Here is a 26,944-nt window from a genome sequence, read left to right on the forward strand (position 1 = left end):
ACTCCTACCTGTCATATCCGTCTGTACGCTAATGTGCAGGCGGATATTTTCATCTTGACAGGCGATGTGATGTGTGAAAATATAATTACCTAACGACCGTTAGGAAGGTGATCGAATGACTGCACAATCCATTCGGGATGCAGCCCTGTTCCATTTTGCCAGAGATGGCTATGAGGGAGCTTCTCTGAGAGCTATTGCTGATGAAGTCGGGATTAAAAAACCCTCCATATATGCACATTTCAGCTGCAAGGATGACTTGTTTTTACACACACTGGCGTTTGCATTTCACGAGGTAAAACGGCACACACTGGAATATTTCCGCGATCATGCGGATCTCCCATTGGAGCAGAGGCTGAAAGGCTTGTTGATCTGGTTCGAACAAGAATACAATGCCCATGCTTCGGCTCGTTTAATGCTGCGTAATTGTTTTTACCCACCCCTTTCTCTATATGGCGAAGTGATGGATCAGGTGTATCCGTTTATCGATGGCATGGAACGTGCACTGACTCGTCTGCTGCAACGGGCAATGCGTAATGGTGATATTCCAGCCATTCCAGCAGAACAAGCCGCTATTGCATTTATGACGTTCCTCGACGGGATTACCGTGGAGATTATCTATGGAAGTTCCCGTCGCTACAAGAGACGGTTGGAAGCATCCTGGCCTGTCTTCTGGCATGGCATTCATCATTTGAACGAAGAGGCACAAAGCGTTGTGCCGGAAGGAGATTCAACATCATGAACCGCAATTGGTTATATGTATTTATCGGTGGAATTATTGAGATTGTCTGGGTGAGCGGGCTGAAACATGCCTCGAATGCCTGGGAATGGTCTTTGACGGGGATTGCCATCGTGATCAGCTTTGGACTGATCATTGCCGCTTCCAAAAGACTGCCTGTGGGTACGGTGTATGCCGTCTTTACGGGAATTGGTACGGCGGGTACTGTCCTTACGGAAATGGTACTGTTCGGTGAGCCGTTCCGCTTGGCCAAAGTATTGCTCATCGGGCTGCTGCTCTGCGGCGTAATCGGACTGAAGCTGGTTACGGATCAGCAAGAAGCCAAAGGAGGTGCAGTATAATGGCTTGGATGGCAATTGTAGGTGCAGGGATATGTGAAATTTTCGGCGTAATCGGTATTAATGGTGCTTCCACCAAGAAAGGATGGCCTTATATCGTACTTATGCTGGTGTCGTTTGTGTTCAGCTTCTCGTTGTTGTCCTACGCCATGACGTCCATTCCCATGGGCACAGCGTATGCCGTGTGGACGGGGATCGGGACGGTCGGCAGTACGTTAACAGGCATGTTCCTGTTCGGTGAGCGAAAAGAAGCGAAGCGTATCCTGTTTATTGCGATGATTTTGGTGGCAGCCGTTGGTCTGAAACTGATCACTTAACGGAACGAAATGAAGTTACACTTTATAACTCCGGTGATAGCATATGCTTCCGAAGAAGCTTTCTTCCAGAAAGCTTTAAGGCGCACACTTCGTTTCTTCAAGCTGGTTCTGCAATCTCCGTTATCGTGTAATTCTTAGCTTCCATTATGATATCTATTGAATTTTGTAATATAAAAAAGACGACTTCGATCAGGAAGTCGTCTTTTTTGGGGAATGATATAAATAGGGAACCTCTTTATACTTTGCTACGTAAGAAAGGATGTTGTCATCATGAGAAAGAGAACGCTACTTGCCCTATATGCCTTCAGTGAAGAAAATTAGCTTACCCGTTCATGGGATTACGATCTTACATACAGACTGCAACTTCTCACTTGTTATGCCTACTTCCTTGATTCACCCTCATATCACTATACCGATATCACTTCTTAACTCACTCTCTTTTTCCAATTCACTCCCATTTGAATTCTTTCAACCAGATCGTTTATACTTGGTTTGACCTTAAAGTCAATTCAAGAACTCACAAGTTCCCTGATGAGGTGAATGTATCGTTAATGAACCCTATACATGAGATGAATGAGAAGAAAAAACTCATCATTACTACAGCACTCAAGCTATTCTCATCCAAAGGCAGTGCTGCAACATCCATGCAAGAAATTGCAGAATTATGCGGGATGTCCAAGGGCAGTCTCTACATCATGTTCAAATCCAAAGAGGAATTAGAAGCCAGTACTCTGGAGTACTGCATGTACACGCTCATGGACGAGATGACGCAGATTGAGCATGAAACCAGCCTTACCTCACGTGAACGTCTGCACAAGCAGATCGAGACACTGCTCATCCATGTTGCCGAACTGAAGGAGTTTTTGCGAGTACAGATGCGTAGCATGATGATGGATGATGAACAGCAACGCAAGGAACAATGCCATCCGCTGCAAAGAGATCTGGAGGTACGTACCTTACATTGGTTTAAGGATAAGCTGGAGGAGCAGTACGGATCGGAGATTGAACCTTACACGATTGACCTTATTTTGCTGACACAGGGGCTGTTCCTCTCCTACGTCAAGATCTGGTTTACGGAGATGCCGTCCCTTACTGTTACCAAAATGGCAACAAATTTGCTGCAAATGATGGACTATGCAGCACACGGTTTTCTTAAGCAGCGACCTTTGCCTTTGATTCCTTTGGAGGACTGGCCTGCCTGGATTACCGAACCCCATCCAGACTCTACGGTGATGCGGCATCCTATTCATATTATCAAACAAATGCAGGACATCGCTGCTTCCGAATTGCCTGCTGGACAACCGAAGAATGATGCACTTGAAACCATTGCCATTCTCAGGCAGGAGATGATGGAATTCACGCCACGGCGTGCCATTATTCTGGGCATGATGCACAATCTGGAGAACGTAACTGCCATTCAATCTTTGCACTCCGAGCTTCAGCATATTCTGGATGCCATGTATAGCCGGTTCATCCAGGCTGACTCGTCACACACATAAACAGGAGAAACAGAGAGGAGAAGAAACCATCGTATGAAAGGTATTATTAATTTTTCACTGAACAACAAGTTTGCGATTTGGATTCTGACGATTATCATCTCTTTCGCAGGTTTGTACAGCGGATTGACGATGAAACAAGAGACGATCCCGAACATCAACGTACCGTTTCTGAATGTCACTGCCATTGATCCGGGGGCTGCACCGGAGGGAATTGTTGAAGATGTCACGAAGCCACTGGAAGTAAAACTGCGCAATGTGGATGGCGTGAAGACCGTTACCTCCACTTCCATGGAGAATGCAGCATCGATCACACTCGAATTTGATTATGGTACAGATCTGACCAACGCGACGGCAACCGTTCGTGAGGCACTCAATGAAGTACAATTGCCTGACAGCGTGCAGAAGCCGACCATTTCCAAGTTCAGTATTAACTCTTTCCCGGTTGTATCTCTGAGCCTGTCCGACAAGGACGGTGGTGACCTGGAACAATTGACACGACTGGTTGAATCGGATATTCAACCTGCACTCGAAGATATTGACGGTGTAGCTCAGGTTCAGGTGTCCGGTCAATATGTGAAAGAAGTTCAATTGAAGTTTGACCAAGCCAAAATGGCCGAGCTGGGCCTGACCGAAGATACGGTAAACGGTATCGTTCAAGGTTCATCCATTCGTGTGCCCCTTGGACTGTTCGAACTGGATAAATCCCAGAAAGCCGTTGTCGTAGATGGAAACATCATCGACATCGATGATCTGAAAAACCTTGCCATTCCAGTCGTACCCGGCGGTGCAGGAGCTTCCACAGGCAATGGTGCAAGTGCAGCCCCACAAGGCTCTGGAGCGCCAACTGGTGAAGCTGGTCAAGGTACCGCTCCTGGCTCTGCACAAGGAACAGACCAGGCTGCAGGGCAAGCTGCTGGCGGCAATGCCAGTGCAGGTAGTCCATCGGGCGCTGCCAACGCACCTGGCATTCCAACTGTAAAACTAAGTGAAATTGCCAAGATCGAAGTCATCGGTCAAGCGGAATCCATTTCCCGGACAGACGGCAAGGAATCGATCGGTATTTCCGTTGTAAAATCCAACGATGCCAACACGGTTGATGTCGTTAACGCAGTCAAAGACAAAGCGGAAGAATTGCAGAAGCAGTTCAAAAATGCTGATTTGACTGTACTGCTTGACCAAGGTAAACCGATTCAGGACTCTGTGAACACGATGCTGGGCAAAGCCGTATTTGGCGCCTTGTTTGCCATCCTGATCATCCTGCTGTTCCTGCGTAATATTCGTTCAACCATTATCTCCATTATCTCGATCCCGCTCTCCTTGCTCATGGCATTGACTGCGCTCAATATGATGGATATTACTTTGAACATGATGACGCTGGGTGCCATGACGGTTGCCATCGGACGGGTTGTCGATGACTCCATCGTTGTTATCGAGAATATCTACCGCAGATTAACACTCAAAGGTGAGAAACTGAAAGGCCGTGAACTTGTTCGCGAAGCAACTCGCGAGATGTTTGTTCCTATCCTTTCTTCCACAATCGTAACGATTGCGGTATTCTTGCCACTGGCATTGGTAAGCGGCATGGTGGGCGAGCTGTTCCTGCCATTTGCACTGACCATGGTATTCGCCTTGCTGGCATCCCTGATCGTTGCCATTACCATCGTACCGATGCTCGCGCATACCCTGTTCCGTAAAGGGTTGAAGAACAAGCAGAATCACGAAGAAAAACCAGGCAAGATGGCAGAAGGTTACAAACGCCTGCTGAACTGGACATTATCACACAAACTCATCACGGTAAGTATTGCAGTGATTCTGCTGGTCGGCAGTTTATTCCTGTACCCGTTCATCGGTGCAAGCTTCTTGCCGGAACAACAGGATAAATACGTGACTATTACGTACAGCCCACAAACCGGAGCTTTGCGTGAAGATGTGGAGAAAGAAGCACTCGTTGCCGAGAAGTGGTTGCTGGAACAACCGGGTCTGGAGAAAATGCAATATTCCATCGGCGGCACGAACCCACTGAGCAGTATGGGTGGCGGTGGCGGAAACTCAGCACTCTTCTATATCGAATATAACGAAGATACAAAAGACTTTGCTCAAGTGAAAGAACAGCTTGTCGAAGGTCTGAAGAAGGAAGTTACCGTAGGAACCTGGAATGAGCTCGACATGTCCGGCGGTCTGGGTGGCAGCGGCCTGAGCCTCTCCATCTATGGCGATAATGTAGAGCAACTCAAACCTGTATCGGATGAAATTCTGAAACTGGTTGAAGCGGATACGGATAATTTTGAAAAAGCAGATACTACACTCGCTGACACCTACGGGCAGTATACGCTCGTGGCAGATCAAGAGAAATTAAGCTCCCTGGGTCTGACTGCAGGCCAATTGGCTATGACGCTGAGCCCGGCACGGGAACGTCCTGTGCTCACGGAAGTCGATATTGATAACAAAACGTATAAAGTATATGTAGAGACAGACAACAAAACATTCAGCAGTATTGATGAGATTGAGGATGAAACCGTCACTTCACCGCTTGGCATCGAAGTACCAATCAAAGATGTTGCCAAAGTCGAAGAAGGTACATCCCCGAACTCCATCATGCAAATTGATGGTAAGGTTGTTGTACAAGTAACAGCCAACATCCTGGCTTCCGATGTACAGAAAGCTTCGAGCAATTTACAGGCTGAGATCGACAAGCTGGATCTGCCTGATGGCGTTGAAGTGAAATTCGGTGGTACAACCGAACAGATTAATGATACCTTTACTCAACTGGGTCTCGCCATGCTGGCAGCCATCGCCATTGTATACTTCGTGCTCGTTGTTACATTCGGCGGCGGATTGGCACCATTCGCAATCCTGTTCTCCCTGCCATTTACCGTTATTGGTATTATGGTCGGCTTGTTCATCGCTGGTGGTACGCTTGACGTCTCCGCCATGATGGGTGGACTGATGCTCATCGGCATCGTGGTCACCAACGCCATCGTGTTGATCGACCGTGTTATTCACAAGGAAAAAGAGGGTCTGCCTACCCGTGAAGCCTTGCTGGAAGCCGGTGCAACTCGTCTGCGTCCAATTCTGATGACCGCTCTCGCGACCATCGGTGCCCTGTTGCCACTGGTAACGGGTCTCGAAGAGAGTGCGGGTATCATCTCAAAAGGATTGGGAATCACCGTAATCGGCGGTCTGATCAGCTCCACGCTGCTCACACTGGTTATCGTACCGATTGTGTATGAGTTCCTGATGAAATTTAAAAAGAAAAGAATCGAAGATTAAGAAGTAGAGAGTCGTGCTCATGTAACGGGTTGAGTACAGCCTAAATGCAGACTATACTCTCCAACCTCTCGCCCCTTAGCACTATTGGAATAATTAAATTCCGATAGATGTTAAGGGGCTTTTTTTTTATGTAAATTCACACGAGACATAGACTGACATAGAAAAGCTTCATTTTAATCAAAATCACAAAAAGTGCAGACTCGTTTGTCATTTGGAACAAATGAACGTGAGATTTCTGCCCACCTGCTGTAAATAGAATTATAATATGGATTAATTATGTAAGTTGACGGATTCCAGACTCCAGATAGATCACATGTAATTGGGGAAGGACGGTGGTTGTGTGGGGGAGACAATGCTTCATATTCAGATCAGAGACATGTTAAAACGTCCCGTATTTCGCAAGGCAGAAGTCTTGGCCAGTGAACGCGCATTGGAGCGATATGTTCGCTGGGTTCATATCATGGAAGTTCCTGAGGTCGGGGACTTGCTCAATGGCGGGGAATTGGTGCTGACGACAGGCATTGGCTGGCAGGAAGGTGAGCAGCATGGCCTGTCTTTTCTACGTCAGTTAATTGCACGTGGGGCTGCTGGACTCTGTATGGAACTGGGGGATCACACCAAGTCGCAGCTCGGTGCGATGAAAGAAATTGCAGTCGCAGCGGATTTCCCGCTGATCTGGTTCCGTGAACAAGTCCGTTATATTGATATTACGCAAGATCTGCATTTTACCCTGATTCGCAGTCATCAGCGGATGATTGCCGAACTCGACAGTCTCACCACCTCGTTTAACCAACTTCTTCTGAATGGAGACGGGGTACAACCCCTGCTTCGATTATTGTCACGTACAACCGGATATGCCGTGGCGTTATATCCACTTGAAGGAGAAGCAAGTGCAATTCCCTATTGCCCTCCAGAGCAGCTGGAGACTCGTCGGCAGGATTGGTTTTTGCAACGAGGACATTCGGAAGGAGAGGATACCTCAGCGTTAAAAGCATACACGGATAACACATTGCATGCACTCAGCATGCCTGTTCAGGCGTTGGATTACACCTTTGCCGATCTTGTGCTCATGCATCAAAAACTGCCGGATCACGATTCAAGCATACCGATTACACCCTCGGATGAATTCGTCATTCAGGCACTGGAACGTTGCGCAGCAGCGATTGCCCAGGACTGGATGCGAACCAAGTACATGGAAGAGAAACGTCGCTACAAAGAAGATATGTGGGTCATTGACTGGCTTAACGGACATCACTCCACGAAGGAAATCCATGAATATGTATCTACCGTTAATCCCCTTCTCGCAAAAGGCAAAGCCACCATTATCTTATTCGACAGCAGCCCCGCCTACACAGACAGCCTCAGACTACAGAAGTTATTGATACAACGCAACATCGTCGCCCGGTCGGTTTTTGCACGGGAGAACTTCACCCTCTACAGCACAGTTCTGAACCATCAGATCATTCTTATCATTCTCGACCCACTACCCGGATCTCAGCGTAAAAGCAATCTATGGCGTTGCATCGAACAGCTGCAGCAGCACGAGCAGGAACAGACCCATCGCCTCTTCTCAGGCCTATTCGGTATCGGTCATAGCTGCGCGGATCTCTCCCGTCTCAAGGACAGCCTCGAATCCGCTAAGGAGACACTGCGAATTCAGAAGGACATCGGTGTGATGCAGCAGCCCTTTTACAGTAACCTTCATTGTTATCGCATCATCGCCAGTATGAAGCAAAGTGGCAATTTGGATGATTTTATTGAAGAATATCTGGGGCCGCTCATCCGTTACGATGTAGAGAAAGGAGGTCAGCTACTGCGCACACTCAAGCAATATTTGGTCCTGTGCTGCTCCAAGCAAGAGACGGCCACCGCGCTATATATCGTTAGACAGACGCTGTATCACCGTTTGGACAAAATCGAAGCCCTTTTGGGAGAAGACTATATCCTCCCCGAGAAAAGGGTTGCCATCGAACTTGCCATCTACGCCTATGAGTACGTTCATGGGCCAATCGCATGAAGAACTCCAGCATGGTCTATGCTCCCCGCTGCTCCTGAAGCTGGCGAATCAGGATGTGACTGAACCACTTCCGTCCAGACGCCGTACCCACGTATTGCTCTTGTTTCTCTTCGGGAAGATCCGGGTGCCCCCATATGACGTGTGCACCCTCCAGATGTTCCCGTACCGCGTAGATCCGATACCCCTGTGCAACCATTCGCTCTATAGCGATCCTCTCCGCTTCAAACACATCATGATCCGACATCAGCTTCTCCCTCCATTCACTGCCGTCACGGGCTGTTTCATCGGCATGGGTGCACCTGCATCATACTTGTTGCGCTTCACATATTGGCCTGCCCCTGCTGTTCCGGCATACTGCCGATCTCGAATGACATACTCCCCGCGGCACAGCACCGTCACAGGACATCCCTCTACCTGCAAGCCTTCAAATGCACTGTAATCCACGTTCATATGATGCGTATCTGCCGAGATCACCCTGTTGACAGATGGGTCAAATATAACGATATCCGCATCTGTTCCTACAGCCAGAGTGCCTTTCTGCGGAAATAATCCAAATAACTTGCTCGCTCTTGTCGAACATAGATCGACCCACTGATTGAGCGTAATCCGCCCCTTGACTACACCTTCCGAATACAGAATGCTGAGGCGATCTTCAATGACAGGCCCCCCGTTCGGAATTTTACTGAAATCATCTTTGCCCAAGTCCTTCTGCCCTTTGAAATTAAACGAGCAATGATCAGAGCCAATCGTCTGCAACTGACCGCTTTTCAATGCATTCCACAGCACTTCCTGATGCGCTACTTCCCGCAGCGGAGGTGACCAAACATACTTTGCACCCTCGAAGTTTGGCTGATCCATAATCGACTGATCCAAAGTCAAATACTGAGGACAGGTCTCCCCCCAGATTCGGTAGCCCATTTCACGCATACGTGCGATCTGCTCCACCGCTTCCGCACAGGTCACATGCACGACATACAGCTGTGAATCCGCAAGTGCAGCCAGACGCGCCGCACGCCCTGTTGCTTCTCCCTCCAGCATGGATGGACGAGTCAGCGCATGATGAATCGGCTCGGTGCGCCCTTCAGCGAGCGCCTGTCGAACCAGCAGGTCAATGACATCCCCGTTCTCGGCATGCACCATCACGAGTGCGCCGTACTCTTTGGCCTTTTGCAGCGTCTGGAAGAGAATCCCGTCATCGGCCTGAAACTGGTTTTTATACGCCATGAACACCTTGAAGGATGATACACCCTCTTCTTCAATGATCTGCGGCAGCTCTTCCAGCACCTGATCATTCATCTCGCCAATCATGAGATGAAAACCGTAGTCGATGGCGGCTTTACCCTCAGCTTTGGCATGCCACTCCTGAAGGGATTCGATTAATGGACGGCCTTTTTGTGTCAGACAGAAATCAATGATCGTCGTTGTACCACCAAAGGCTGCTGCTGCCGTTCCTGTCGCAAAATCATCTGCGGTAACCGTTCCACCGAATGGCATATCCAGATGCGTATGCGGATCGATCCCGCCCGGAATGACGTAACAGCCGGAAGCGTCCACGACTTCCGTTTGTTCGTCTGGGATAAGCCCGATGCCAATCTGTGTGATTTTACCCTTTTCGATCAACATATCTGCCTCAAAGGTATCCGACGCTGTGACCAAAACACCGTTACGAATCAATTTGCGAGTACTCATGATATCGCCTCCTTGGTTGATTGATCTCTGACCGATTGCAGCAGGGCAATCGCAGACTGACGTTCATTCCAGGTTACAGGTTCCTGCTCAGGTGCAAGTTCAACCATCTCAATCGCCCCATCCACTGGGCAGACGATCGAACACAGATTACAGCCAACACAGTCCTCTTCCACCACTTCCAGATAGGAACCGGATGGGTCAGTTAACATATCAATACACTGATGCGAGGTGTCCTCACACGCAATATGGCATTTGTTGCAGTTGATGCAAACATCGCGGTTGATGCGGGCGACCACTTTGTAGTTCAGATCGAGATTGCCCCAATCCGAATAACGCGGAACCGTCTGACCTACGAGTTCTGCTACGCTGCTCAGACCCTTTTCATCCAAATAATCGTTCAGACCATCAATCATGTCCTCCACAATGCGGAATCCGTGATGCATCGCTGCGGTACATATCTGAACCCCTGTAGCACCCATGAGCAGAAACTCTGCTGTGTCCCGCCAGTCGGATATGCCGCCAATTCCTGAGATCGGTACACCCACCTCAGGATTACGCGCACATTCAGCAACCATGTTCAGTGCAATTGGCTTCACCGCTGGACCACAATACCCGCCATGTGCTCCTTTGCCGCCCACATGCGGCACGGTATTCCACGAATCCAGATCCACACCTGCAAGAGAGTTAATCGTATTGATCAGGGAGATCGCATCCGCCCCACCTCTTACGGCTGCCCGGGCAGTCGCTGTAATATCCGTGATATTCGGCGTGAGCTTCACGATCACTGGTGTGGTCGCCACTTCCTTCACCCACATCGTCTGTAGTTCGACCAGGTCAGGTTGCTGACCCGAGGCAGCTCCCATACCACGTTCGGCCATGCCATGCGGGCAGCCAAAGTTCAGCTCCAAGCCATCCACACCGACGGCTTCCACCTTTTTCACAATCTCATGCCACTTCTCCCGCGTAGGCTCTACCATCAGTGAAGCGACAACCGCACGATCCGGGAAACGCTTCTTGGTCTCGGCAATCTCCCGCAGATTCACTTCCAGTGGACGATCGGATATCAATTCAATATTGTTAAACCCCGCCACCCGCTGTCCGCCAAAATGCACCGCCGCGAAACGGGAGGATGTATTGATTATCGGCTCACCCAGTGTCTTCCACACCGCACCGCCCCAACCCGCTTCGAATGCACGCTGAACCTGATACCCCGTATTGGTCGGTGGTGCAGAAGCCAGCCAGAATGGATTGGGTGATCGAATACCTGCCAGATTAATGGATAAGTCAGCCATAACGATCCCTCCTTGGTGTTGTTTGAACTCACTAGTTACACTGGACACTCCGATGACAGAACAACCTTCCGATCGCTGTTATCCCCAGATTTTTTTGATTCCTTTTATAAAGGGTAAATCCGGGGATAAAGGCGAGCTTATGCTTCCGATGCAGCTTTCCTTCAGAAAGCTTTTAACTCCGTTTCTTCAGGTTCTTTCTGTCCTCTTCGTTTCGTGTAATGTTTAGTTCAATTTATATCGTTGTACTGCATATTTGGTCGTTCACAGGCTCTATGCGTAGTAATGGTGTTTCTGGATAGCACCTAAATTCTAACGAACCGTACAGCTCTTATTCGGCCCCTATGCGGTGAATTGAAAATCTAACGAATCGTAGTAGCCTTATTTTGCTGTACTCGCTCATATCGGCTTCATTTCAACGGTTTTCAACAAAATAAGACGTATGAGATTCGTTAGATTTTTCAATTCTCCATAATTGCCACTATAAGGTGTGTAGGGTTCGTTAGCGCGTCAGGGGAACGAGGATTCGATGAACTGCTCATGCCGTCTCTTCCACCTGTCCAGGTAACGCCTTCATGACTGCGGCGGCAGCCAGCTTACCCTGCTGTGCGGCCGATACAACCATCGCCTCACCCTGGCCCTGACCAAAAATAACATCGCCTGCCGCATAGATCTGAGGATGCGAGGTACGGTACGTATGCGGCTCGATCTCGACAACACCCCAGTGGTGACGAAGCCCAAACGCTTCAATTAATGGTAATAGACGATGCTGCCCAATCGCCCGGATGACCGTATCACATTCAATCATGAACTCCGATCCCTCCACAGGCACAGGCAATGCACGCCCACCGCCAGGCGGGGTAACCAGCTCCATTTTCACGCATTCCACAGCTTGAACCCGACCGTTCTCGTCTCCAATGATACGCTGCGGCATCGTAAACCAGCGAAACTCCACACCCTCCTGCTTGGCAAACGTATATTCAAACGCATACGCCGTCATCTGGCTTTCCCCGCGCCGATATAACATCTGCACCCGCTCGGCACCAAGACGTACCGAACAGGTCGCTGCATCTACCGCCGTATTGCCCGCGCCAATAACGGCGACCTTCAGACCATTCAACGCGGGTGGAACACCTTGCTTTGTAGACTCCACCAATTCAATGGCATCATAGACGCCTTCCAGTGTCTCTCCTTCAATGCCCAGCATGGGTACTGAACCCATGCCACATGCCAGAATGACCGCTTCATGTTGCTCCAGCAACTGCGTAGCAGGGATATCCACACCGATGCGCACCCCATAACGGATCTGCACACCCAGCGCTTCCACCTGCTCCACTTCCCATAGCGCAACCGATTCGGGCAAACGGAAGGATACGATGCCGTACGTATTCAGCCCGCCGCCTTTGGGTTTGGCTTCGTAGATCGTCACCTCATATCCTGCCCGCCCCAGTTCACGTGCCGCCGACAGTCCCGCAGGACCCGCTCCCACAACAGCAACGTTTCTCCCATTGGCGGGTGCTGCCTGGAATAACGGCTCGTTCTTCGCTCGTGCCCAATCAGTGGCGTAACGCTGCAAGTCACCTATTCGAATCGGCTTCGACGATTCGTTCAGCACACATGCGCCTTCACACAGTTCCTCTGTGGGACAGACGCGTGCGCAGCTGGCTCCAACCGGATTCGCATCCATGATGGTGCGGGCCGATCCTTTCAGATGCCCTGTTGATATTTTGCTAATAAACGAAGGGATATTAATGTCGGTTGGACAAGCCTTGATACAAGGTGCATCGTAACAGTACAGACAGCGGTTCGACTCCTCCATCGCTTCCTTTCCTGTCATGGCGGGTTTCATCTCGGCAAAACGACTCTCCCACCCATAATCGGATAACGTTGTTCCTGAGCTGTTCATCAATGTCATGCACCTCCTGAAGTTTGTTCTGGACTAGCTTCCAGCTACTTCACAGACGAACCAGATGTTCGTACGTTTCCGGCCTGCGATCCCGGTAGAATTGCCACACATTGCGCACCTCACGAATCATCTCCGTATCCATCTCGCCAATAACGACCTCATCCTGATCCCGGCTACCTATCGCTACCATTCTGCCTCGCGGGTCGACCAGGTACGACTGTCCATAAAATTCACCCATATTCCACGGCGTTTCCACGCCAACCCGGTTGATGGCCGCTACATAATAGCCGTTAGCTACCGCGTGAGCGGGCTGTTCCAGTTTCCACAGATATTCCGATGTACCCGCAACCGTAGCGGACGGATTGAACACAATTTCTGCCCCCGCCAGCCCGAGCAATCGTGCCCCTTCCGGAAAATGACGATCATAACAGATGTACACGCCGACTCTGGCGTAGGCTGTATCAAATACCGGATAACCGAGGTTGCCTGGTTTGAAATAATACTTTTCCCAGAACCCATTCGTGCCCTCACCCGCTTCCACATGCGGGATATGATGTTTGCGATATTTCCCCAGATATGAACCATCCGCATCAATGACGGCTGCCGTATTGTAATACGAAGCAATGCCCTCCACCTCGTACACGGGTAAAATAATCACCACCGCAAGCTCCTTTGCCAGCTCCTGAAAACGTCTGGTCGTTGGTCCTTCCGGTACCGGTTCAGCAGATGCATACCATTTGGGATTTTGCTCTGTGCAAAAATACGGGCCATAGAATACTTCCTGCAACCCGATGATCTTGGCCCCTCTTGCAGCAGCTTCACGGACCAGCGCAATGTGCTTCTGAACCGCAGCTTCTTTGTGCACCTCCACGGGAGCCGAACCCTCAATTCCATGTGAAGCCTGGATTAATCCGATGCTGATTTTGCCCATAACGTCACAACGCCTCCTCAGGTAAAATGATTGGTTGGTTCATTCCACTGCACATCCTCCGAATGGTGCGATACAACACTTCCGTGCCCAGTCCAATATCCTCAGGGGAGGAATATTCGCTGGGATGATGACTGATGCCGTCCTTGCTGCGGACAAAGATCATGCCATAATCACACACAAGCGAAAGGGCCAACGCATCATGGAACGGACCACTCATCAGTTCTGGGAGAGCAACCCCGATCTCTTCCGCGGATGAACGAATCACCGACATGATCGGCTCAGCACAATATCGCGGTTCACTGTTCGTATCCTCTGTCAGCGAGTAAGTTAGACCATATCGGGAACTTACGTCATCCAAAATGTTCATCAATCGGGCTTCAAACCGGTTCCTGCGCTCCATCTCCATATCTCTTAAGTCCACCGTGAAGCTAACTTCCTCCGGGATGATATTCCGTGAGTCTGGAAATACCCTCAGACTTCCCACCGTACCTACGGTTGGAGCTTCCGGGTCTTCTCTCACCATATCGTCAAACGCCGCAATGACTTTGGCGCTGCCTACCAAAGCATCTTGCCGCATCCCCATCGGAACAGAGCCAGCATGACCCGCCATGCCTCTCATCGTCACCGTAAGCCAGAGTGGGCCCGAGATGCCTGTCACCAGACCTACTGGAGCATCCAGAGCCTCAAGCACTGGTCCCTGCTCAATGTGCAGCTCCAGATAACTGCCAATGGAACCTGGCGGGTAGATCGCTTCTTCAAAATCCGAAGGAGAACAGCCGAAGGCTTCCAGCGCCTCCCGGCGGGTCACTCCGTTTTTATCCTGCCGCTCCAGTTCACCCTCTTCCAACTGACCCGTTATACCACGTGAGCCGAACAGGCCTTTGTTAAAACGGGAACCTTCTTCATCGCAAAAGGCAATCACCTCAATTGGCATACGGGGTTGAATGCCACTTTCGACCAGGCATTGCACGGCTTCCAGTGCACCGAGCACACCGATCGCTCCATCATATCGACCGCCGTAAGGCTGAGAGTCGATATGGGAACCAATCATGAGGATCGGCAACGCCTGATCCGCACCTTCGAGACGACCAATCAGATTGCCGAAGGCATCAAGTCGTGTCGTCAGACCGGCCTTTTCCATCCAAAGACGAACCTGAATGATGCCATCCATATCTTCCGGGGTCAGGGCAAGTCGGCAGACACCCGTCTCCGCGATTCGGCCAATCTGTGACAACTGCTCAATTCGCTCATTCAAGCGAAGCTGATTAATGAGTTTGCCTGTTGTGGTCTGCATCCTCCCTCGCCTCCTTGTGTGTTATCCATCTATCGCAACTAACCTGCATCCAGACTACGAAGTGCAACGAGCAAACTTCCAGCAATCAGATCCAACTCATCCTCGGTGGTAACAAACGGCGGGGAGATCGTCAAAATGTTTGCAAACCCCGGCACGGTATCGCCGTTCTTGCCAATCAGGATGCCGTCCCTTTTACAACTGGCAAGTACCTTCATTACCTTATCCGCCTCCGCAGGAGAACCGTCTGCTTCAATCAATTCAATGCCACAGGCGAATCCGAATGAACGGATATCCCCCACAACAGGCAGTTCGAGCAATGGCTCCAGCTTCTCACGAAGCAAATATCCCAGTTCTTCCGCCCGGCTGACCAGATTCTCTCGTTCCAGAATCTCCAGATTCGCCAGTGCCACCCGGCAGGACACGGGATTCCCGCCAAATGTATTCACATGGCGAAAATGGGCATCCGGTCCGGGCTCGCGGAACGTGTCATACAGATCGGCTCGCATTGCCGTTGCCGATAGCGGTGAATACGCACTGGTCATGCCTTTTGCCATCGTCACAATATCTGGCTGCACACCATAGTTCTGATGACCAAACTTCTGCCCAGAGCGGCCAAAACCGCAGATTACCTCATCTACAATGAGCAGCACGCCATAGCGCTGACAGATCTCTTGCACAGTACGCATATAATCCGGCGGTGGGACAATCATGCCGCCCCCTGTGATCACCGGCTCCATAATTACTGCGGCAACTGTCTCAGGACCTTCCCAACGAATCACCTCTTCATAGATGGTTGCACATTCGAGTCCGCATCCATCCTTGTTTCGTCCAAACGGGCAGCGGTAACAATACGGTGGTGGAACATGAGAGAAACCCACGCCGAGCGGCTCGTATTTAATCTTGCGGGCGGCTTGCCCGGTGGCGCCCAGCGCTCCCATAGAGTTACCGTGATACGCACGGTGACGGGAGATGAATTTGTGACGAGTAGGCTCACCATTCTGATGGTGGTACTGGCGGGCTATTTTGAAAGCCACCTCATTCGCATCTGAACCTGAGTTGGAGAAGAATATTCGATACTCCCCCTCCAGCCAGTCATTCAGCTTCTCCGCCAGCAAAATCGCCGGTTCGTGACTCTGCGTCATCGGTACATAAGCGAGTGCTTTCATCTGTTCATAGGCACTTCTCGCAATCTCCTCACGGCCATGCCCCACATTCACACACCACAGTCCGGACATCGCATCCAGATAACGCGTACCATCCTGATCGGTGATCCAGCTACCCTCCCCGCTTACTGCAATCATCGGATGATCGTTATGAGGTGAGATGTGATGCCATACGTATTTGCGATCTTTCTCCAGCCATTCTTCCTTCGTACCGCCAAGCGGCTGAGGCTGCTGATCCACAGAACTCATTCGTCATCCTCCTCCACACGCTTATTTCACCGCTTCTTCATAAATGCTTTTCTCCAGTGCTTCATCCAGGTTGGCGGCTTTTTTGATCAGGCCATAGTTCAGTGCAATATCCGCAGTCCGGGTAAATGACTCATCCACAAAACTGCCGACTTGCTGCTCCGTAAATCCTTCCGGTCGAATCAGCTTCGCAATCTCTTCCAGCATCGTTACCTGATGTTCACGAGTGGTGCTGCCATCCGTCACATTACTCATCACGATATCCACTGTCTCATCCTGTTCATCAATGGCATAGTTCCAGCCTTTCAGAATGGCACGGGTCACTTTGACCGCAAGCTCACGGTTGCTGTCTACCCAATCCTTCTTCGCAATCAGCGTATCCTCAAGCATGCCAACACCGGCATCTTCAATGTTGAACACATCCAGATCCGACTCTTTCGTTCCACTTTCCAGCACCACGTGATATTCGTTATAGATCGTTGCCGTAGCTACATCTACCTGATCGTTGAAAAACTGATCCATTGTGAAACCCTGCTTCACCAGTTCAATGTCTTTCTTCGGGTCCAGGCCATTCTTCTCCATGAACGCGAGCACCTGAAACTGCTGACTGCCAAACCAAGTACTGACCTTCTTTCCCTTCATCTGAGCCGGATCGGTAATGCCCAGGGACTTCTTCGCAATCAAACGATAGCTGCTCTTCTGTGAGATCTGGGCGAGCGAGACGAGCGGCAGGCCGTTATCCCGGCTGACCAGCAGACTGTCTACACCCGTGATCCCCACATCGGCCGCACCATTGACCACCTGCTGCTCAATCACGATATCCGGACCACCCGGAATAATCTCGGCATCAATGCCTTCATCTGCAAAAAATCCTTTTTCCTTCGCTGCATAGATCCCGGCAAACTGCGCCTGCGGCACCCATTTCAGCTGAATTTTCACTTTGGTTAACGGTTGATCTGCTTCTCCCGCCCCTCCTGAACTCGCAGCGACAGGCTCAGCCGCCGGCTCGGACTTCGTAGAACATGCGCCCAGCATCGTAACAACCAACAAGACCAATACCAGCAAACCCGGCTTCAACGTTTTGTACATGTACAGAACAACCCCCTGTTTATATACGATTTTTCAATCAGGTATTACGATCTATCTATGGTGGGTACCCTGATGAACGTTATTGATCTGTGCGTGCACGATTCCACGGAATGAGTCGCTTTTCTGCCAGGACAACCGCTTCATACAACACAATACCGAGCGCGGCGGCGATGACAATGCAGGACCAGGCCAAGGGCATGTTCGCCAGTCGAATTTGATCCGAGAGCAAGTACCCGAGCCCTTGGGAGGCGATGAAAAATTCACCCACAATGGCCCCGATAATACTGGTCGACATATTGATCTTTAGACCGGCAAAGAGGGAAGGCATGGCGTGAGGCAGTCTCAGCTTCCAAAAAAACTGCATCCTGCTCGCAGCAAGGCCACTCAGCAGATCACTGTACTGCGGTTGAATTGAAGTCAGCCCTTTGAACAGGCTGACAGCCATGGCTGCCATCGTAATCACCGTGACAACAGCAATACGAGACCAGATCCCGTCACCGAACCAATTGTTCATAATCGGGGCAAGGGCCACGATGGGGACCGCGTTCAGCGCAGACAAAACCGTAACCGCCGCCCTGCCGCTTGTGGGAAAGAACGATGCACCTGCTGCCGCCATAGCGCCCAGCAGGGAACCGAGCAGGAAGCCAACCAGCATTTCGGTTCCGCTGTACATCGCGTAACGAAAGAGCATATTGGCATTTTCCTGTATGGATGCCGCAATCGCGGAAGGCACAGGCAGCTGGTAGCTTTCAAGCGAGAATATCCAATGAAACAACCTGAGCTGCCAGAGGGCGAGAAACAACACACCCGCAACCCAAGGTAGCATACTCAGTGCAACCGATCGTCCGCGAACGCCAGAGCCCGATCTGGCCTTTCCGGCTTGTCCCCGTTGTCCATGAATTTCCGATCCTGGGACAGCTGCCGTCTGTGAACCATTGAGGGTCGTAGCCGCGCCAGTTACAGCAGCAATCGCCACACCTTCATCACTTTTCCGGCTCAACACGCTACCTTCACTCATGTGGCCTGACCTCCTTTGGCCCTGAATTCAGGCTGCCAGGGAGTCAACCAACGTTCAGCCAGACTGATGGCCAGATACGAGATCAGGCCAATGCCGATGCTAAGTATAATGGTTGCCCAGAACATGCCAACTTGGGCATGGCCGTAATATAACGAACTGACCATCAGGACGCCGAGTCCATCGGGAGCCCCCATCAATTCCACAACGATGGAGGAGGTTACCGCCAGCGGAGCAGCTATTTTCAACCCAGAAAATAGTCCCGGCAGTGCTGAGGGCAGCAGACATTTGATATAACGCGCGGTCAGTGAAGCTCCACAGGAACGCATCAGTTCCAGGTGCTCTGGTGCTGCACTTTTCAATCCTTTCAAGGTATGGATGATGATCGGAAAGAAGGTGACATACGCCGCCATAACAATCCGTGCCCACTCCGCGTTGTGGATGATGCCGTACACGATCGGAGCGAGTCCAATGACCGGAACCATCTGTGAGGAGACTACATATGGCGATAACGTGCGCTCCAGCCAGACAGCCGCGCTCATGAGCAACGCCAGACCCAGACCCAGCAGCGTTCCCCCTGCGAAACCAATGGCTGCATTGCCAAACGTGACAGCCCCCTGCTCTGCGAGTGTACCCGAGTAACGAAACAGGGCTGCAAGGACATCGTGCAGATAAGGAAGGCGAGACACCGCCTGCTGAGGTGACAGGAACAGTTGGAGCATCCAGGCGATTGCTTCCCACAGCACCAATACGGCCACAATCCAGATGACGACCCAGGAGCGATAGCCTGGTTTAAAGAATCGCAGGGACATGAGAGTCATCACGCTCCTCGTAGAAGCAATTGCGAATGGTCGTGATCATGCGATAGAAAGCTTCTGTTTCTCTCAGTTCACTATGACGTTCGGAAGGCAGGTTGACGGAATGAATGGAATGTACTTGACCCGGATGTGCCGAGAGCACGATGATTCGGTCGGATAGAAATACGGCTTCGGGGATGCTGTGTGTGACAAAGAGGAAGGTCTTGCCTGTCGAGCGTTTGATCTCAAGCAGCTCCAATTGAAGCTTTTCTTTGGTGAATTCGTCCAGGGCGGAAAAGGGTTCATCCATGAGCAGCAATGGCGGATCAAGTGCAAGGGCACGTGCAATAGATACACGTTGCTGCATCCCGCCACTGAGCTGCCATGGATAATGGTCGGCGAAGCGGGATAGCCCTACCATTTCAAGCAGTTCACCGCTAATGCGGCGGCACTCCTTTCGGCGAGTACCGAGCAGCTCCAAGGGCAATTCCACATTGTGACGAACGGTGCGCCAATCGAACAAGGCTGGTGTCTGAAAGACGATGCCGAACTGTCGCTGTAGCCGGGCCCGTTCAGGCTCCTGACCTGCAATGCGAACAGTGCCTGAGGTGGGCTGAAGTAGATCACCCACCAGCCGGAGCAAGGTTGACTTGCCACAACCAGAAGGGCCCAGCAGGGAGACAAACTCATTGGACTGAATCTGGAATGTAACATCCGACAAGGCAGTGACTTGTTGTGTCCCTGTGCCGAAGACAACGGACACATGATCAACATCAATATGGCAGGCTTCGGGGACTGTAGCTGAGGTTATGGAGGACATGGGCATTCTCCTTTGTGAGAAGTTGTTTGCATTGCACACCAAGGCTGAATGGGAGGTTTATATACACGAACGTAACAGGTTTTGCTTGTTAGATAATACTATATCGCTTTGGGCGGGGATTACATTATACAGTGTGTTTTGAGTATGGGCCCGTTCATGTTACACAATGTAAAATGAGATCCATTCTCAGATGCATTCATGTGAGTTTCCTTGGTAGAAAGCTAACATATGTTTCACCTAACAATAAGCGTACGATCATTTGTATTTATTGAATGAATATTCGGAAAATATGACATATCCCCTCGTATTCTTGTTCGTTTTCTTGTATAAAGATTGAATAGAACGATAAGGACTTCCACCTGAGAGTGGGCAGGCTGCGGAATGATGAATGCGGTATCATGATTCCGGTTCAACCACTACACAGGAGTGTCCATAGATCAATAGAACGAAGCTTGCAAATCCAGAAATCGGGGTGGTCATGATGTTTGATTGGCTGGGATGGAGAAAAGGTTTGCCGCTATGGCGATCGTATCGGTTGAACGCACATATGAAGGAAGATGTGGAACAGATTTTTGAGGGGATTGCCGAAACGAGGCGCCAGCTGATGATGGACTGGGCAGAGGAACAATGGAATCACCTGGATCGATTGCTTCATCAAATACAGTCAGTTCGCCCCCAAGATGTGCTGCCAGATTCATCTCATATAAGCAAATTGGATGCATGGTTTCAATCCAGCTATAATCGAGCCGTCGATAGTACAGAGCTATTTATGCTGAACGAACAGAATCAGGTGGTATTCTCTACATATAAGAAACATATTGGACAGATCTATGAAGATCAAGAAGCATTAATTGGACCAGGATTGAAGTATTCCAGAGCAGATCATCATGGGAAAAAGTGTTTGTATGGCCCTTATTCCGACCCACTGACGTTGGATATTGGTCCGCGCTCGTCCGCTTTTCACGATGATGTCACCTTGCTGTTTATCACCCCAATTCTGCAGGAAGGTCGATACGTCGGTTCATTATGCAGCCGTGTTCCTGGAGATGTCCTGGGTGACCTGATTCAACGAGAATCAGGCCATATCTATCCCGATTCCGGTGACAACTATCTCTTTATGGCTGAGTCGAGATTACGGCCTCATCTGCAGCCCGGTACTGCCTTGTCTCGAAGCCGCTTCGAGGATCGTACCTTTACACATGGGGAAAATCTGAAAGATGGTGTCACCACAGATTGGGGCATCGTTTCCGTGAAGGAGCATACCGAGCTGGAACTCATGTTCACTGATCCATCGACCGGAGAACTACACCCCGGAGTAGCAAACACCATTCAGAATGGTTCCAATCTGTTCGTAGCTTTTCCCGGCTACTCGGATTATCGCCATATTTCTGTGATCGGCAAAGGCATCACCTTCCAGCTGCCACACTGTCCTGATCGCTGGGGCATGATGTGTGAAGGGGATCTGGAGGAAGTGTATCGGATACGAAGCATCGGCTGGCGCCAGTTCAAGCAGCACAGTCTCTTCACACTTTTGTCAGGCGTTGCAGGAGCAGCTCTTGTCTACGCCCTCACTGGTAGTGGGTGGAGCGCAGCAGCAATGGCCGCTGTTAATGTGTTATTCGGATTCTTCACTGCATTACGGCTGCATCGCAGCCAATATCGACGGGTTCATGACGACTTGCGCCGCATCAGCCGATTTATTCGAATCAATGCCGAAGGCAGAGGTGATCTAACACAGCGCCTGAATACGTCTGACTTTGCCCAAGACGAATCGGGTGAACTCGCGAAGTGGATCAACAACATGATTGACTCTCTGGAAGGCATTATGCTGAAGGTACAACTTGCCACGGTAGACGTTATGGACAACCAGTATCAGATGCGAACCTCAACAGAGACAACCCAGGGTACAACTGAGCGTGTGAACTACAAGCTTGGTTCGATGATTCAGGCCATTCGCACCCAACTGGAAGATCTCGATCAGGCCAAGATCGCTGCAGATCACATGCGCCTAACGCTGCAGCAACTAGAGACATCTGCAACCAAACAGATCGGCGTAGCCCAACAGGAAGTGGAACGAATCGGTGACAAAATGACCCAAATCTCCGGAGCGGTATCCGATACCAACCGTACCATCCTGTCCTTCATGGACACCATGAAAGAGATTTACCGTGCACTGGCTGTCATTGATGAAATTTCAGCTCAGACCAACCTGCTCGCGCTGAATGCTACCATTGAAGCTGCACGCGTGGGCGAACATGGCCAAGGGTTCTCGGTTGTGGCGGGGGAAATCCGTAAGCTGGCCGATGTATCCCGCTCTTCTACTGAAGATATCCATCAGATTCTGGACCGAATCTCAACTGCAGCAGGAGCTGCATCCCAATTAATCACAGAGGGAGATCAGGTGCTGGCTGAAGGATCGACATTGGTTCAGGCCGCTTCGCAACTTCTGCAAAATGCTACCGCTGAAGAACCTGAACGCACACAAGTCGTGGATCAAGTGGTCATGCTAATGGAGAATATTGCTGCGATCAGCCATCAAAATCGGGCGACTTCCGCTGAGGTAGAAGCAGAGATGATGGAGTTGATCCATGATATGTTGCAGGTTCAGCATTCTTCGAATAATGTGGAGGCCATTACGGTCTTCCTGCAACAACTCGTGGGACAATTCCATCTGAACCACCCCGCCAAAAATGCTGTCATCTGACGTCATCGTTGACGCGGATTGGAGAAATAGCTAAAATTTGATGCAACTGTTCCTTTTGAAATTGTCATATCATTTATAATAGAAGATCTCCAATCTGAACCGATGAAAGGGTGGTCTGCATGGAATTGCTTCAGGATTCATTTGGCCGGATACATGACTACATCCGTATTTCTGTTACGGACCGCTGTAATTTACGCTGTGTGTACTGCATGCCTGCAGAGGGCATGGAGTTTGCTCCACATGATGAGATTATGAGCTACGAAGAAATAGCACAGGTGCTGAAAGTGCTTGCCCCGATGGGTATGCGCAAAGTACGACTCACCGGGGGCGAGCCGCTGGTGCGTAAGGACCTGCACAAGCTCGTCAGCATGATCTCGGCGATTGACGGGATTGACGATATTGCACTGACTACCAACGCTCTTCTGCTGGACAAACAAGCTCAAGCGTTGAAAGACGCTGGGTTGAACCGGATTAACATCAGTCTGGACTCCCTGCGCGCTGATCGCTTCTCCATGATTACCCGCGGCGGAGATGTGAACAAGGTGCTGAAAGGCATTGAAGCTGCAACTGCCGCTGGCCTTGCTCCGATCAAGCTGAATGTTGTGCTGATGAAGGGTATTAACGATGATGAGATCAAGGATTTTATTGCAATGACGATTGATCAACCTCTTCATGTGCGTTTTATTGAATATATGCCGATTGGACAGGCTTCGGATTCATGGCGCAAATCTTATTTGCCGCTGGAAGCCGTGACAGATGTATGTGCTGAAGCAGGCTGGACGGTAGAAAATACAACAGGCCCTGCGGGCAATGGCCCATCACGCAATATGAAAATTGTGGGCTCCGAAGGCACATTCGGATTGATTCATCCCGTGAGCGATCACTTCTGCGACAATTGCAACCGACTTCGGCTGACAGCTGACGGACATATCAAAGCCTGCCTTTACTGGTCAGATGAGTATAATGTTCGCCGCTTCGTGGATGATCCGGATGCCATGGCGGCGCTCTTCCTCAAAGCGCTGGGTACGAAACCCAAGAATCACGAGATGGCCCTGGCTCTGGAACAAAAAATGCAATCGCACACGCCGACGGTACGGCGCATGTCCCAGATTGGCGGATAACACGTAATATAACGATAGCGTGTGTATAGCACAAATGTATATCCATAACGTCACGACGACCTCTGCATAACCGACGCTATTATACGAAAGCAGACCAGAACTCAAAGTTCTCGTCTGCTTTTTCGTCGTGTTTTCATAGATTAATGATAAATTTACTTTCCCTGATAGCAACTAACAAGTCGAGCTCGTAACCGAGTTCAGCAAGTTCATTGATCAGTTGAACAGCGTAAGCCAGGATCTGAAAGTGTTATCGAATCCATGTTGCTGAAGGCAGAATAGATCCGATTCCAATCATTCAAATGAAATGAAGCAACATATTTAACTCCCCGCGCGCAATGTTAACGTCACGGGGAGTTTTTTTATTTTATACAATAGGAGCCATATCACGGTCCTTCTATGAATAGATGAGCTTCCATAGCATCATGCATGCCAGACCGACCATGACTAGAGCAGACAATCGATTGAACACCAGACTGATGCGTCCAGTACGATCCGTTCTGCCAATCACCCTGCCTGCGCCTGCAAGTCCCATGAACCATATCCAAGATACAGCCGCGGCTGTCAGGGCAAAATAAATGCGCTCCACCCCTTCATACTGAAGTGAACTGGTGCCAATCACGGCAACCGTGTCCAGCAGAGCATGCGGATTGAGTAAAGATACCGATGCGGCGAACGCAATTTGTCGTCCTGCTGACATGACCGTCTGCGAACCTTGCACAGATTCGGACGACCGCCAAATACTCCATGCCATATAAAGCAGAAACAAGCTTCCTACTGCATACAACCCATTCGCCAGTAATGGCCACTGCAGCAAAATGAGCGACACCCCTCCGACGGCTGCCCCGATCAACAGCGTATCACTGACCCCTGCCGTTATTACCGCAGGCAGGGCATGTATATAACGCTTTTGCCTCATGCCTTGGTTAAAAATAAATACATTCTGCACACCCAGTGGCAAAATCAGGCCAAATGCCAGAACTACTGCGTGAATAACAACCTCCATCGTTCTTCCCCCTTATCTCTGTCCTCCATATTAGGGGAGATCATTCATAACGTAACCAACCACTTGGATGGCACCAGACCCAACCAAATGATATAGTGTTTGTTACAAATTCAAACGGAGGTGATTCTGCCGTCATGGAACGTTCCGATTCCCGGCTAAGCATGGGTTGGAAGCCGAACCCCTCTCTCGATTTGCCCTTATATCGTCAGATTGAAGCCTATATCCGCCAGAAAATCATAACGGGCGAATGGTCAGCAGGATATCGTCTCCCCTCACAGCGAATATGGGCTGAGTCCATGGGGGTGAACCGCAGTACATTGGTCACTGCCCTGGATAATCTGGCCGCCGCAGGTCTGATTGAAGGCAGGCATGGCGGGGGAACCTATATTTCTGGCTCCGGCTGGCATGGTATGGCTCACGGAGCCATGCCCAACTGGAACGAAGCCATCGAGGAGGGCTGGTATTATCCCAACCTGCCCGAGATCCAGCAGATTAATCAGGCTGAATTCCGGCCTGGCATCATACGACTCGGTACAGGGGAGCTTGCCCCGGAGCTGATGCCTCAGGATGCTTTTAACGACATTCTACACTCCCTGTCCCGGCGTTCTCGTACACTCAACTACCTGGAACCTCAAGGAAGCCTGGAGCTTCGTGAGGCTTTATCCGCCCATTTGCAGACGACTGGCATTCAGGCCTCTCCAGATTCCATACTGATCGTATCCGGCTCTCTTCAGGCACTGCACTTGATTTCGGTCGGCCTGCTCCCTCGCGGATCAGCGGTTCTGCTGGAAAAACCGTCGTATCTCTATTCCATTCACGCCTTTCAATCGGCAGGGTTGAAAATGAGTGGTATCCCGATGGATGACGAAGGATTGCACATTGCACGTTTGGAGGATGCTGCGCAGCATGTAAAAGATCAAGACCACATCTCGCTTCTCTACACGATCCCGAGCTTTCACAATCCCACCGGCTCTGTCATGAGTGATCACCGCCGGGAAGAACTGATGACCACGGCTCGAACACTAGGCATCTCCATACTGGAGGATGCCGCCTACAGTGATCTGTGGCTGGATACACCTCCTCCGTCATCGCTGAAGGCGCGTGACCAGGAAGGACGGGTGCTGCATATGGGTACTCTGTCAAAGGCAGTCAGTCCTGGACTGCGCCTCGGATGGCTGGTTGGGCCAGAGCCGGTCATTCGCCGTCTGGCAGATATCAAGATGCAGACCGATTATGGCACCAGTTCACTCGCACAAGAAGCTGCTGCCCTATGGTTCGCAGAAGGACATCACGCTGGACACATGGAACGCCTTCGCCCCGAACTACGCAGACGCAGAGATATCATGCTGGATCTGTTGCAACATCACTTTCATGACATTGCGGAGTGGGAAATACCCGCTGGCGGGTTTTACATCTGGCTGCAATTCACTGTCTCTCCGCTCTCTATCCACCAATTGTTCCATACCTGTCTGGAGCAAAATGTACTTATCCACCCGGGTTATCTGTATGACCGGCTGGATGCGAGTCACATTCGGCTCTCTTACGCGTATGCTTCACCTGATGAGATGGAGCTTGGGCTACAATGCCTTGCAGAAGCTGTCCAGAGGCTTATGGATTCTGGCTCCTGACTTCGACGAATGCAGTTCCCTGATTTCACAACCAAAAAACAGCCTTGACCTGGAAGGACCATGTCCTTCAGA

General features: G+C 50.5%; 21 protein-coding genes. 9 read left to right on the top strand and 12 right to left on the bottom strand.

All coding sequences use genetic code 11. The annotated features are described in order from the left end of the window. Positions 1 to 115: 115 nt before the first annotated feature. The 6 genes from WFI24_RS16630 (at position 116) to WFI24_RS16655 (ending at position 8,177) form a co-directional block, all read left to right on the top strand. Complete coding sequence (locus WFI24_RS16630; protein ID WP_336762521.1) at positions 116 to 739, top strand: TetR/AcrR family transcriptional regulator; 624 nt, start codon at positions 116 to 118, stop codon at positions 737 to 739. After that, positions 736 to 1,077, top strand: a complete 342-nt coding sequence (locus WFI24_RS16635) for a DMT family transporter (protein WP_221825442.1) — start codon at positions 736 to 738, stop codon at positions 1,075 to 1,077. The genes WFI24_RS16630 and WFI24_RS16635 overlap by 4 nt, the downstream gene beginning before the upstream one ends. Beyond that, positions 1,077 to 1,391, top strand: coding sequence for a DMT family transporter (locus tag WFI24_RS16640; RefSeq protein WP_017691901.1), 315 nt, complete (start codon positions 1,077 to 1,079; stop codon positions 1,389 to 1,391). The genes WFI24_RS16635 and WFI24_RS16640 overlap by 1 nt, the downstream gene beginning before the upstream one ends. A 551-nt stretch (positions 1,392 to 1,942) precedes the next feature. After that, positions 1,943 to 2,890 (top strand): TetR/AcrR family transcriptional regulator, encoded by a 948-nt coding sequence (locus WFI24_RS16645; RefSeq protein ID WP_336762526.1) that lies wholly within the window; start codon positions 1,943 to 1,945, stop codon positions 2,888 to 2,890. 33 nt (positions 2,891 to 2,923) lie between these two features. After that, positions 2,924 to 6,160 carry an efflux RND transporter permease subunit gene (locus tag WFI24_RS16650; protein WP_336762528.1) on the top strand — a complete coding sequence of 1,079 codons (3,237 nt, stop codon included), beginning with the start codon at positions 2,924 to 2,926 and terminating at the stop codon, positions 6,158 to 6,160. A gap of 340 nt (positions 6,161 to 6,500) precedes the next feature. Further along, positions 6,501 to 8,177: a PucR family transcriptional regulator gene (locus WFI24_RS16655; RefSeq protein WP_336762529.1), complete on the top strand. Its 1,677-nt coding sequence runs from the start codon at positions 6,501 to 6,503 to the stop codon at positions 8,175 to 8,177. A gap of 16 nt (positions 8,178 to 8,193) precedes the next feature. Here the strand turns inward: WFI24_RS16655 and WFI24_RS16660 are convergent, their stop codons facing one another. The 11 genes from WFI24_RS16660 to WFI24_RS16710 all read right to left on the bottom strand — a co-directional run bounded on the left by WFI24_RS16660 (position 8,194) and on the right by WFI24_RS16710 (position 20,416). After that, positions 8,194 to 8,421, bottom strand: coding sequence for a hypothetical protein (locus WFI24_RS16660; RefSeq protein ID WP_062836929.1), 228 nt, complete (start codon positions 8,419 to 8,421; stop codon positions 8,194 to 8,196). Beyond that, positions 8,421 to 9,866, bottom strand: a complete 1,446-nt coding sequence (gene hydA / locus WFI24_RS16665) for a dihydropyrimidinase (RefSeq protein WP_336762531.1) — start codon at positions 9,864 to 9,866, stop codon at positions 8,421 to 8,423. The genes WFI24_RS16660 and hydA overlap by 1 nt, the downstream gene beginning before the upstream one ends. Then, positions 9,863 to 11,158: an NAD-dependent dihydropyrimidine dehydrogenase subunit PreA gene (gene preA / locus WFI24_RS16670; protein WP_336762533.1), complete on the bottom strand. Its 1,296-nt coding sequence runs from the start codon at positions 11,156 to 11,158 to the stop codon at positions 9,863 to 9,865. The genes hydA and preA overlap by 4 nt, the downstream gene beginning before the upstream one ends. 535 nt (positions 11,159 to 11,693) lie before the next feature. Beyond that, complete coding sequence (locus WFI24_RS16675; RefSeq protein ID WP_336762915.1) at positions 11,694 to 13,061, bottom strand: NAD(P)-dependent oxidoreductase; 1,368 nt, start codon at positions 13,059 to 13,061, stop codon at positions 11,694 to 11,696. A 49-nt stretch (positions 13,062 to 13,110) separates the two neighbouring features. Continuing rightward, the gene (locus tag WFI24_RS16680) at positions 13,111 to 13,992 is read right to left on the bottom strand and encodes a nitrilase-related carbon-nitrogen hydrolase (protein ID WP_336762535.1); all 882 of its coding nucleotides are present in this window, start codon (positions 13,990 to 13,992) and stop codon (positions 13,111 to 13,113) included. 4 nt (positions 13,993 to 13,996) lie between these two features. Further along, complete coding sequence (locus tag WFI24_RS16685; RefSeq protein WP_336762537.1) at positions 13,997 to 15,286, bottom strand: M20 family metallo-hydrolase; 1,290 nt, start codon at positions 15,284 to 15,286, stop codon at positions 13,997 to 13,999. A 38-nt stretch (positions 15,287 to 15,324) separates the two neighbouring features. Further along, positions 15,325 to 16,698, bottom strand: a complete 1,374-nt coding sequence (locus WFI24_RS16690) for an aspartate aminotransferase family protein (RefSeq protein ID WP_336762539.1) — start codon at positions 16,696 to 16,698, stop codon at positions 15,325 to 15,327. A gap of 21 nt (positions 16,699 to 16,719) precedes the next feature. Then, positions 16,720 to 17,784, bottom strand: coding sequence for an ABC transporter substrate-binding protein (locus WFI24_RS16695; RefSeq protein ID WP_336762541.1), 1,065 nt, complete (start codon positions 17,782 to 17,784; stop codon positions 16,720 to 16,722). A gap of 79 nt (positions 17,785 to 17,863) precedes the next feature. Next, on the bottom strand, positions 17,864 to 18,802 hold the full coding sequence (locus WFI24_RS16700; protein WP_336762543.1) for an ABC transporter permease: 939 nt from the start codon (positions 18,800 to 18,802) through the stop codon (positions 17,864 to 17,866). After that, positions 18,799 to 19,611, bottom strand: a complete 813-nt coding sequence (locus tag WFI24_RS16705) for an ABC transporter permease (protein ID WP_336762545.1) — start codon at positions 19,609 to 19,611, stop codon at positions 18,799 to 18,801. Before WFI24_RS16705 ends, WFI24_RS16700 begins: the two co-directional genes overlap by 4 nt. Beyond that, entirely contained in the window at positions 19,592 to 20,416 is an 825-nt protein-coding gene (locus tag WFI24_RS16710; protein ID WP_336762547.1) for an ABC transporter ATP-binding protein, read from the bottom strand. Before WFI24_RS16710 ends, WFI24_RS16705 begins: the two co-directional genes overlap by 20 nt. A 478-nt stretch (positions 20,417 to 20,894) precedes the next feature. On the opposite strand from WFI24_RS16710, the gene WFI24_RS16715 reads away from it, so the two are divergent. Further along, positions 20,895 to 23,120 carry a methyl-accepting chemotaxis protein gene (locus tag WFI24_RS16715; protein ID WP_336762549.1) on the top strand — a complete coding sequence of 742 codons (2,226 nt, stop codon included), beginning with the start codon at positions 20,895 to 20,897 and terminating at the stop codon, positions 23,118 to 23,120. Between the two features lie 119 nt (positions 23,121 to 23,239). Beyond that, a complete protein-coding gene (gene moaA / locus WFI24_RS16720) occupies positions 23,240 to 24,241 on the top strand; it encodes a GTP 3',8-cyclase MoaA (RefSeq protein ID WP_076209757.1) in 1,002 nt (333 codons plus the stop codon). Positions 24,242 to 24,635: 394 nt separating this feature from the next. On the opposite strand, the gene WFI24_RS16725 is transcribed toward moaA, so the two are convergent. Continuing rightward, a complete protein-coding gene (locus WFI24_RS16725) occupies positions 24,636 to 25,244 on the bottom strand; it encodes a LysE/ArgO family amino acid transporter (RefSeq protein WP_336762552.1) in 609 nt (202 codons plus the stop codon). Between the two features lie 134 nt (positions 25,245 to 25,378). Between WFI24_RS16725 and WFI24_RS16730 the strand changes: the two genes are divergently transcribed. Then, a complete protein-coding gene (locus tag WFI24_RS16730) occupies positions 25,379 to 26,872 on the top strand; it encodes an aminotransferase-like domain-containing protein (RefSeq protein WP_336762554.1) in 1,494 nt (497 codons plus the stop codon). Positions 26,873 to 26,944 lie beyond the last annotated feature (72 nt).

This window comes from Paenibacillus sp. USHLN196 (assembly GCF_037144955.1).
Classification (GTDB): domain Bacteria; phylum Bacillota; class Bacilli; order Paenibacillales; family Paenibacillaceae; genus Paenibacillus; species Paenibacillus xylanexedens_C.

Excerpts from the sequence above, each read along its gene's own strand:
- WFI24_RS16630 (WP_336762521.1), top strand. The coding sequence starts at position 116 with ATGACTGCACAATCCATTCGGGATGCAGCCCTGTTCCATTTTGCCAGA.
- WFI24_RS16635 (WP_221825442.1), top strand. The coding sequence starts at position 736 with ATGAACCGCAATTGGTTATATGTATTTATCGGTGGAATTATTGAGATT.
- WFI24_RS16640 (WP_017691901.1), top strand. The coding sequence starts at position 1,077 with ATGGCTTGGATGGCAATTGTAGGTGCAGGGATATGTGAAATTTTCGGC.
- WFI24_RS16645 (WP_336762526.1), top strand. The coding sequence starts at position 1,943 with ATGAACCCTATACATGAGATGAATGAGAAGAAAAAACTCATCATTACT.
- WFI24_RS16650 (WP_336762528.1), top strand. The coding sequence starts at position 2,924 with ATGAAAGGTATTATTAATTTTTCACTGAACAACAAGTTTGCGATTTGG.
- WFI24_RS16660 (WP_062836929.1), bottom strand. The coding sequence starts at position 8,421 with ATGTCGGATCATGATGTGTTTGAAGCGGAGAGGATCGCTATAGAGCGA.
- hydA (WP_336762531.1), bottom strand. The coding sequence starts at position 9,866 with ATGAGTACTCGCAAATTGATTCGTAACGGTGTTTTGGTCACAGCGTCG.
- preA (WP_336762533.1), bottom strand. The coding sequence starts at position 11,158 with ATGGCTGACTTATCCATTAATCTGGCAGGTATTCGATCACCCAATCCA.
- WFI24_RS16675 (WP_336762915.1), bottom strand. The coding sequence starts at position 13,061 with ATGAACAGCTCAGGAACAACGTTATCCGATTATGGGTGGGAGAGTCGT.
- WFI24_RS16680 (WP_336762535.1), bottom strand. The coding sequence starts at position 13,992 with ATGGGCAAAATCAGCATCGGATTAATCCAGGCTTCACATGGAATTGAG.
- WFI24_RS16685 (WP_336762537.1), bottom strand. The coding sequence starts at position 15,286 with ATGCAGACCACAACAGGCAAACTCATTAATCAGCTTCGCTTGAATGAG.
- WFI24_RS16690 (WP_336762539.1), bottom strand. The coding sequence starts at position 16,698 with ATGAGTTCTGTGGATCAGCAGCCTCAGCCGCTTGGCGGTACGAAGGAA.
- WFI24_RS16695 (WP_336762541.1), bottom strand. The coding sequence starts at position 17,784 with ATGTACAAAACGTTGAAGCCGGGTTTGCTGGTATTGGTCTTGTTGGTT.
- WFI24_RS16700 (WP_336762543.1), bottom strand. The coding sequence starts at position 18,802 with ATGAGTGAAGGTAGCGTGTTGAGCCGGAAAAGTGATGAAGGTGTGGCG.
- WFI24_RS16705 (WP_336762545.1), bottom strand. The coding sequence starts at position 19,611 with ATGTCCCTGCGATTCTTTAAACCAGGCTATCGCTCCTGGGTCGTCATC.
- WFI24_RS16710 (WP_336762547.1), bottom strand. The coding sequence starts at position 20,416 with ATGTCCTCCATAACCTCAGCTACAGTCCCCGAAGCCTGCCATATTGAT.
- WFI24_RS16715 (WP_336762549.1), top strand. The coding sequence starts at position 20,895 with ATGATGTTTGATTGGCTGGGATGGAGAAAAGGTTTGCCGCTATGGCGA.
- moaA (WP_076209757.1), top strand. The coding sequence starts at position 23,240 with ATGGAATTGCTTCAGGATTCATTTGGCCGGATACATGACTACATCCGT.
- WFI24_RS16725 (WP_336762552.1), bottom strand. The coding sequence starts at position 25,244 with ATGGAGGTTGTTATTCACGCAGTAGTTCTGGCATTTGGCCTGATTTTG.
- WFI24_RS16730 (WP_336762554.1), top strand. The coding sequence starts at position 25,379 with ATGGAACGTTCCGATTCCCGGCTAAGCATGGGTTGGAAGCCGAACCCC.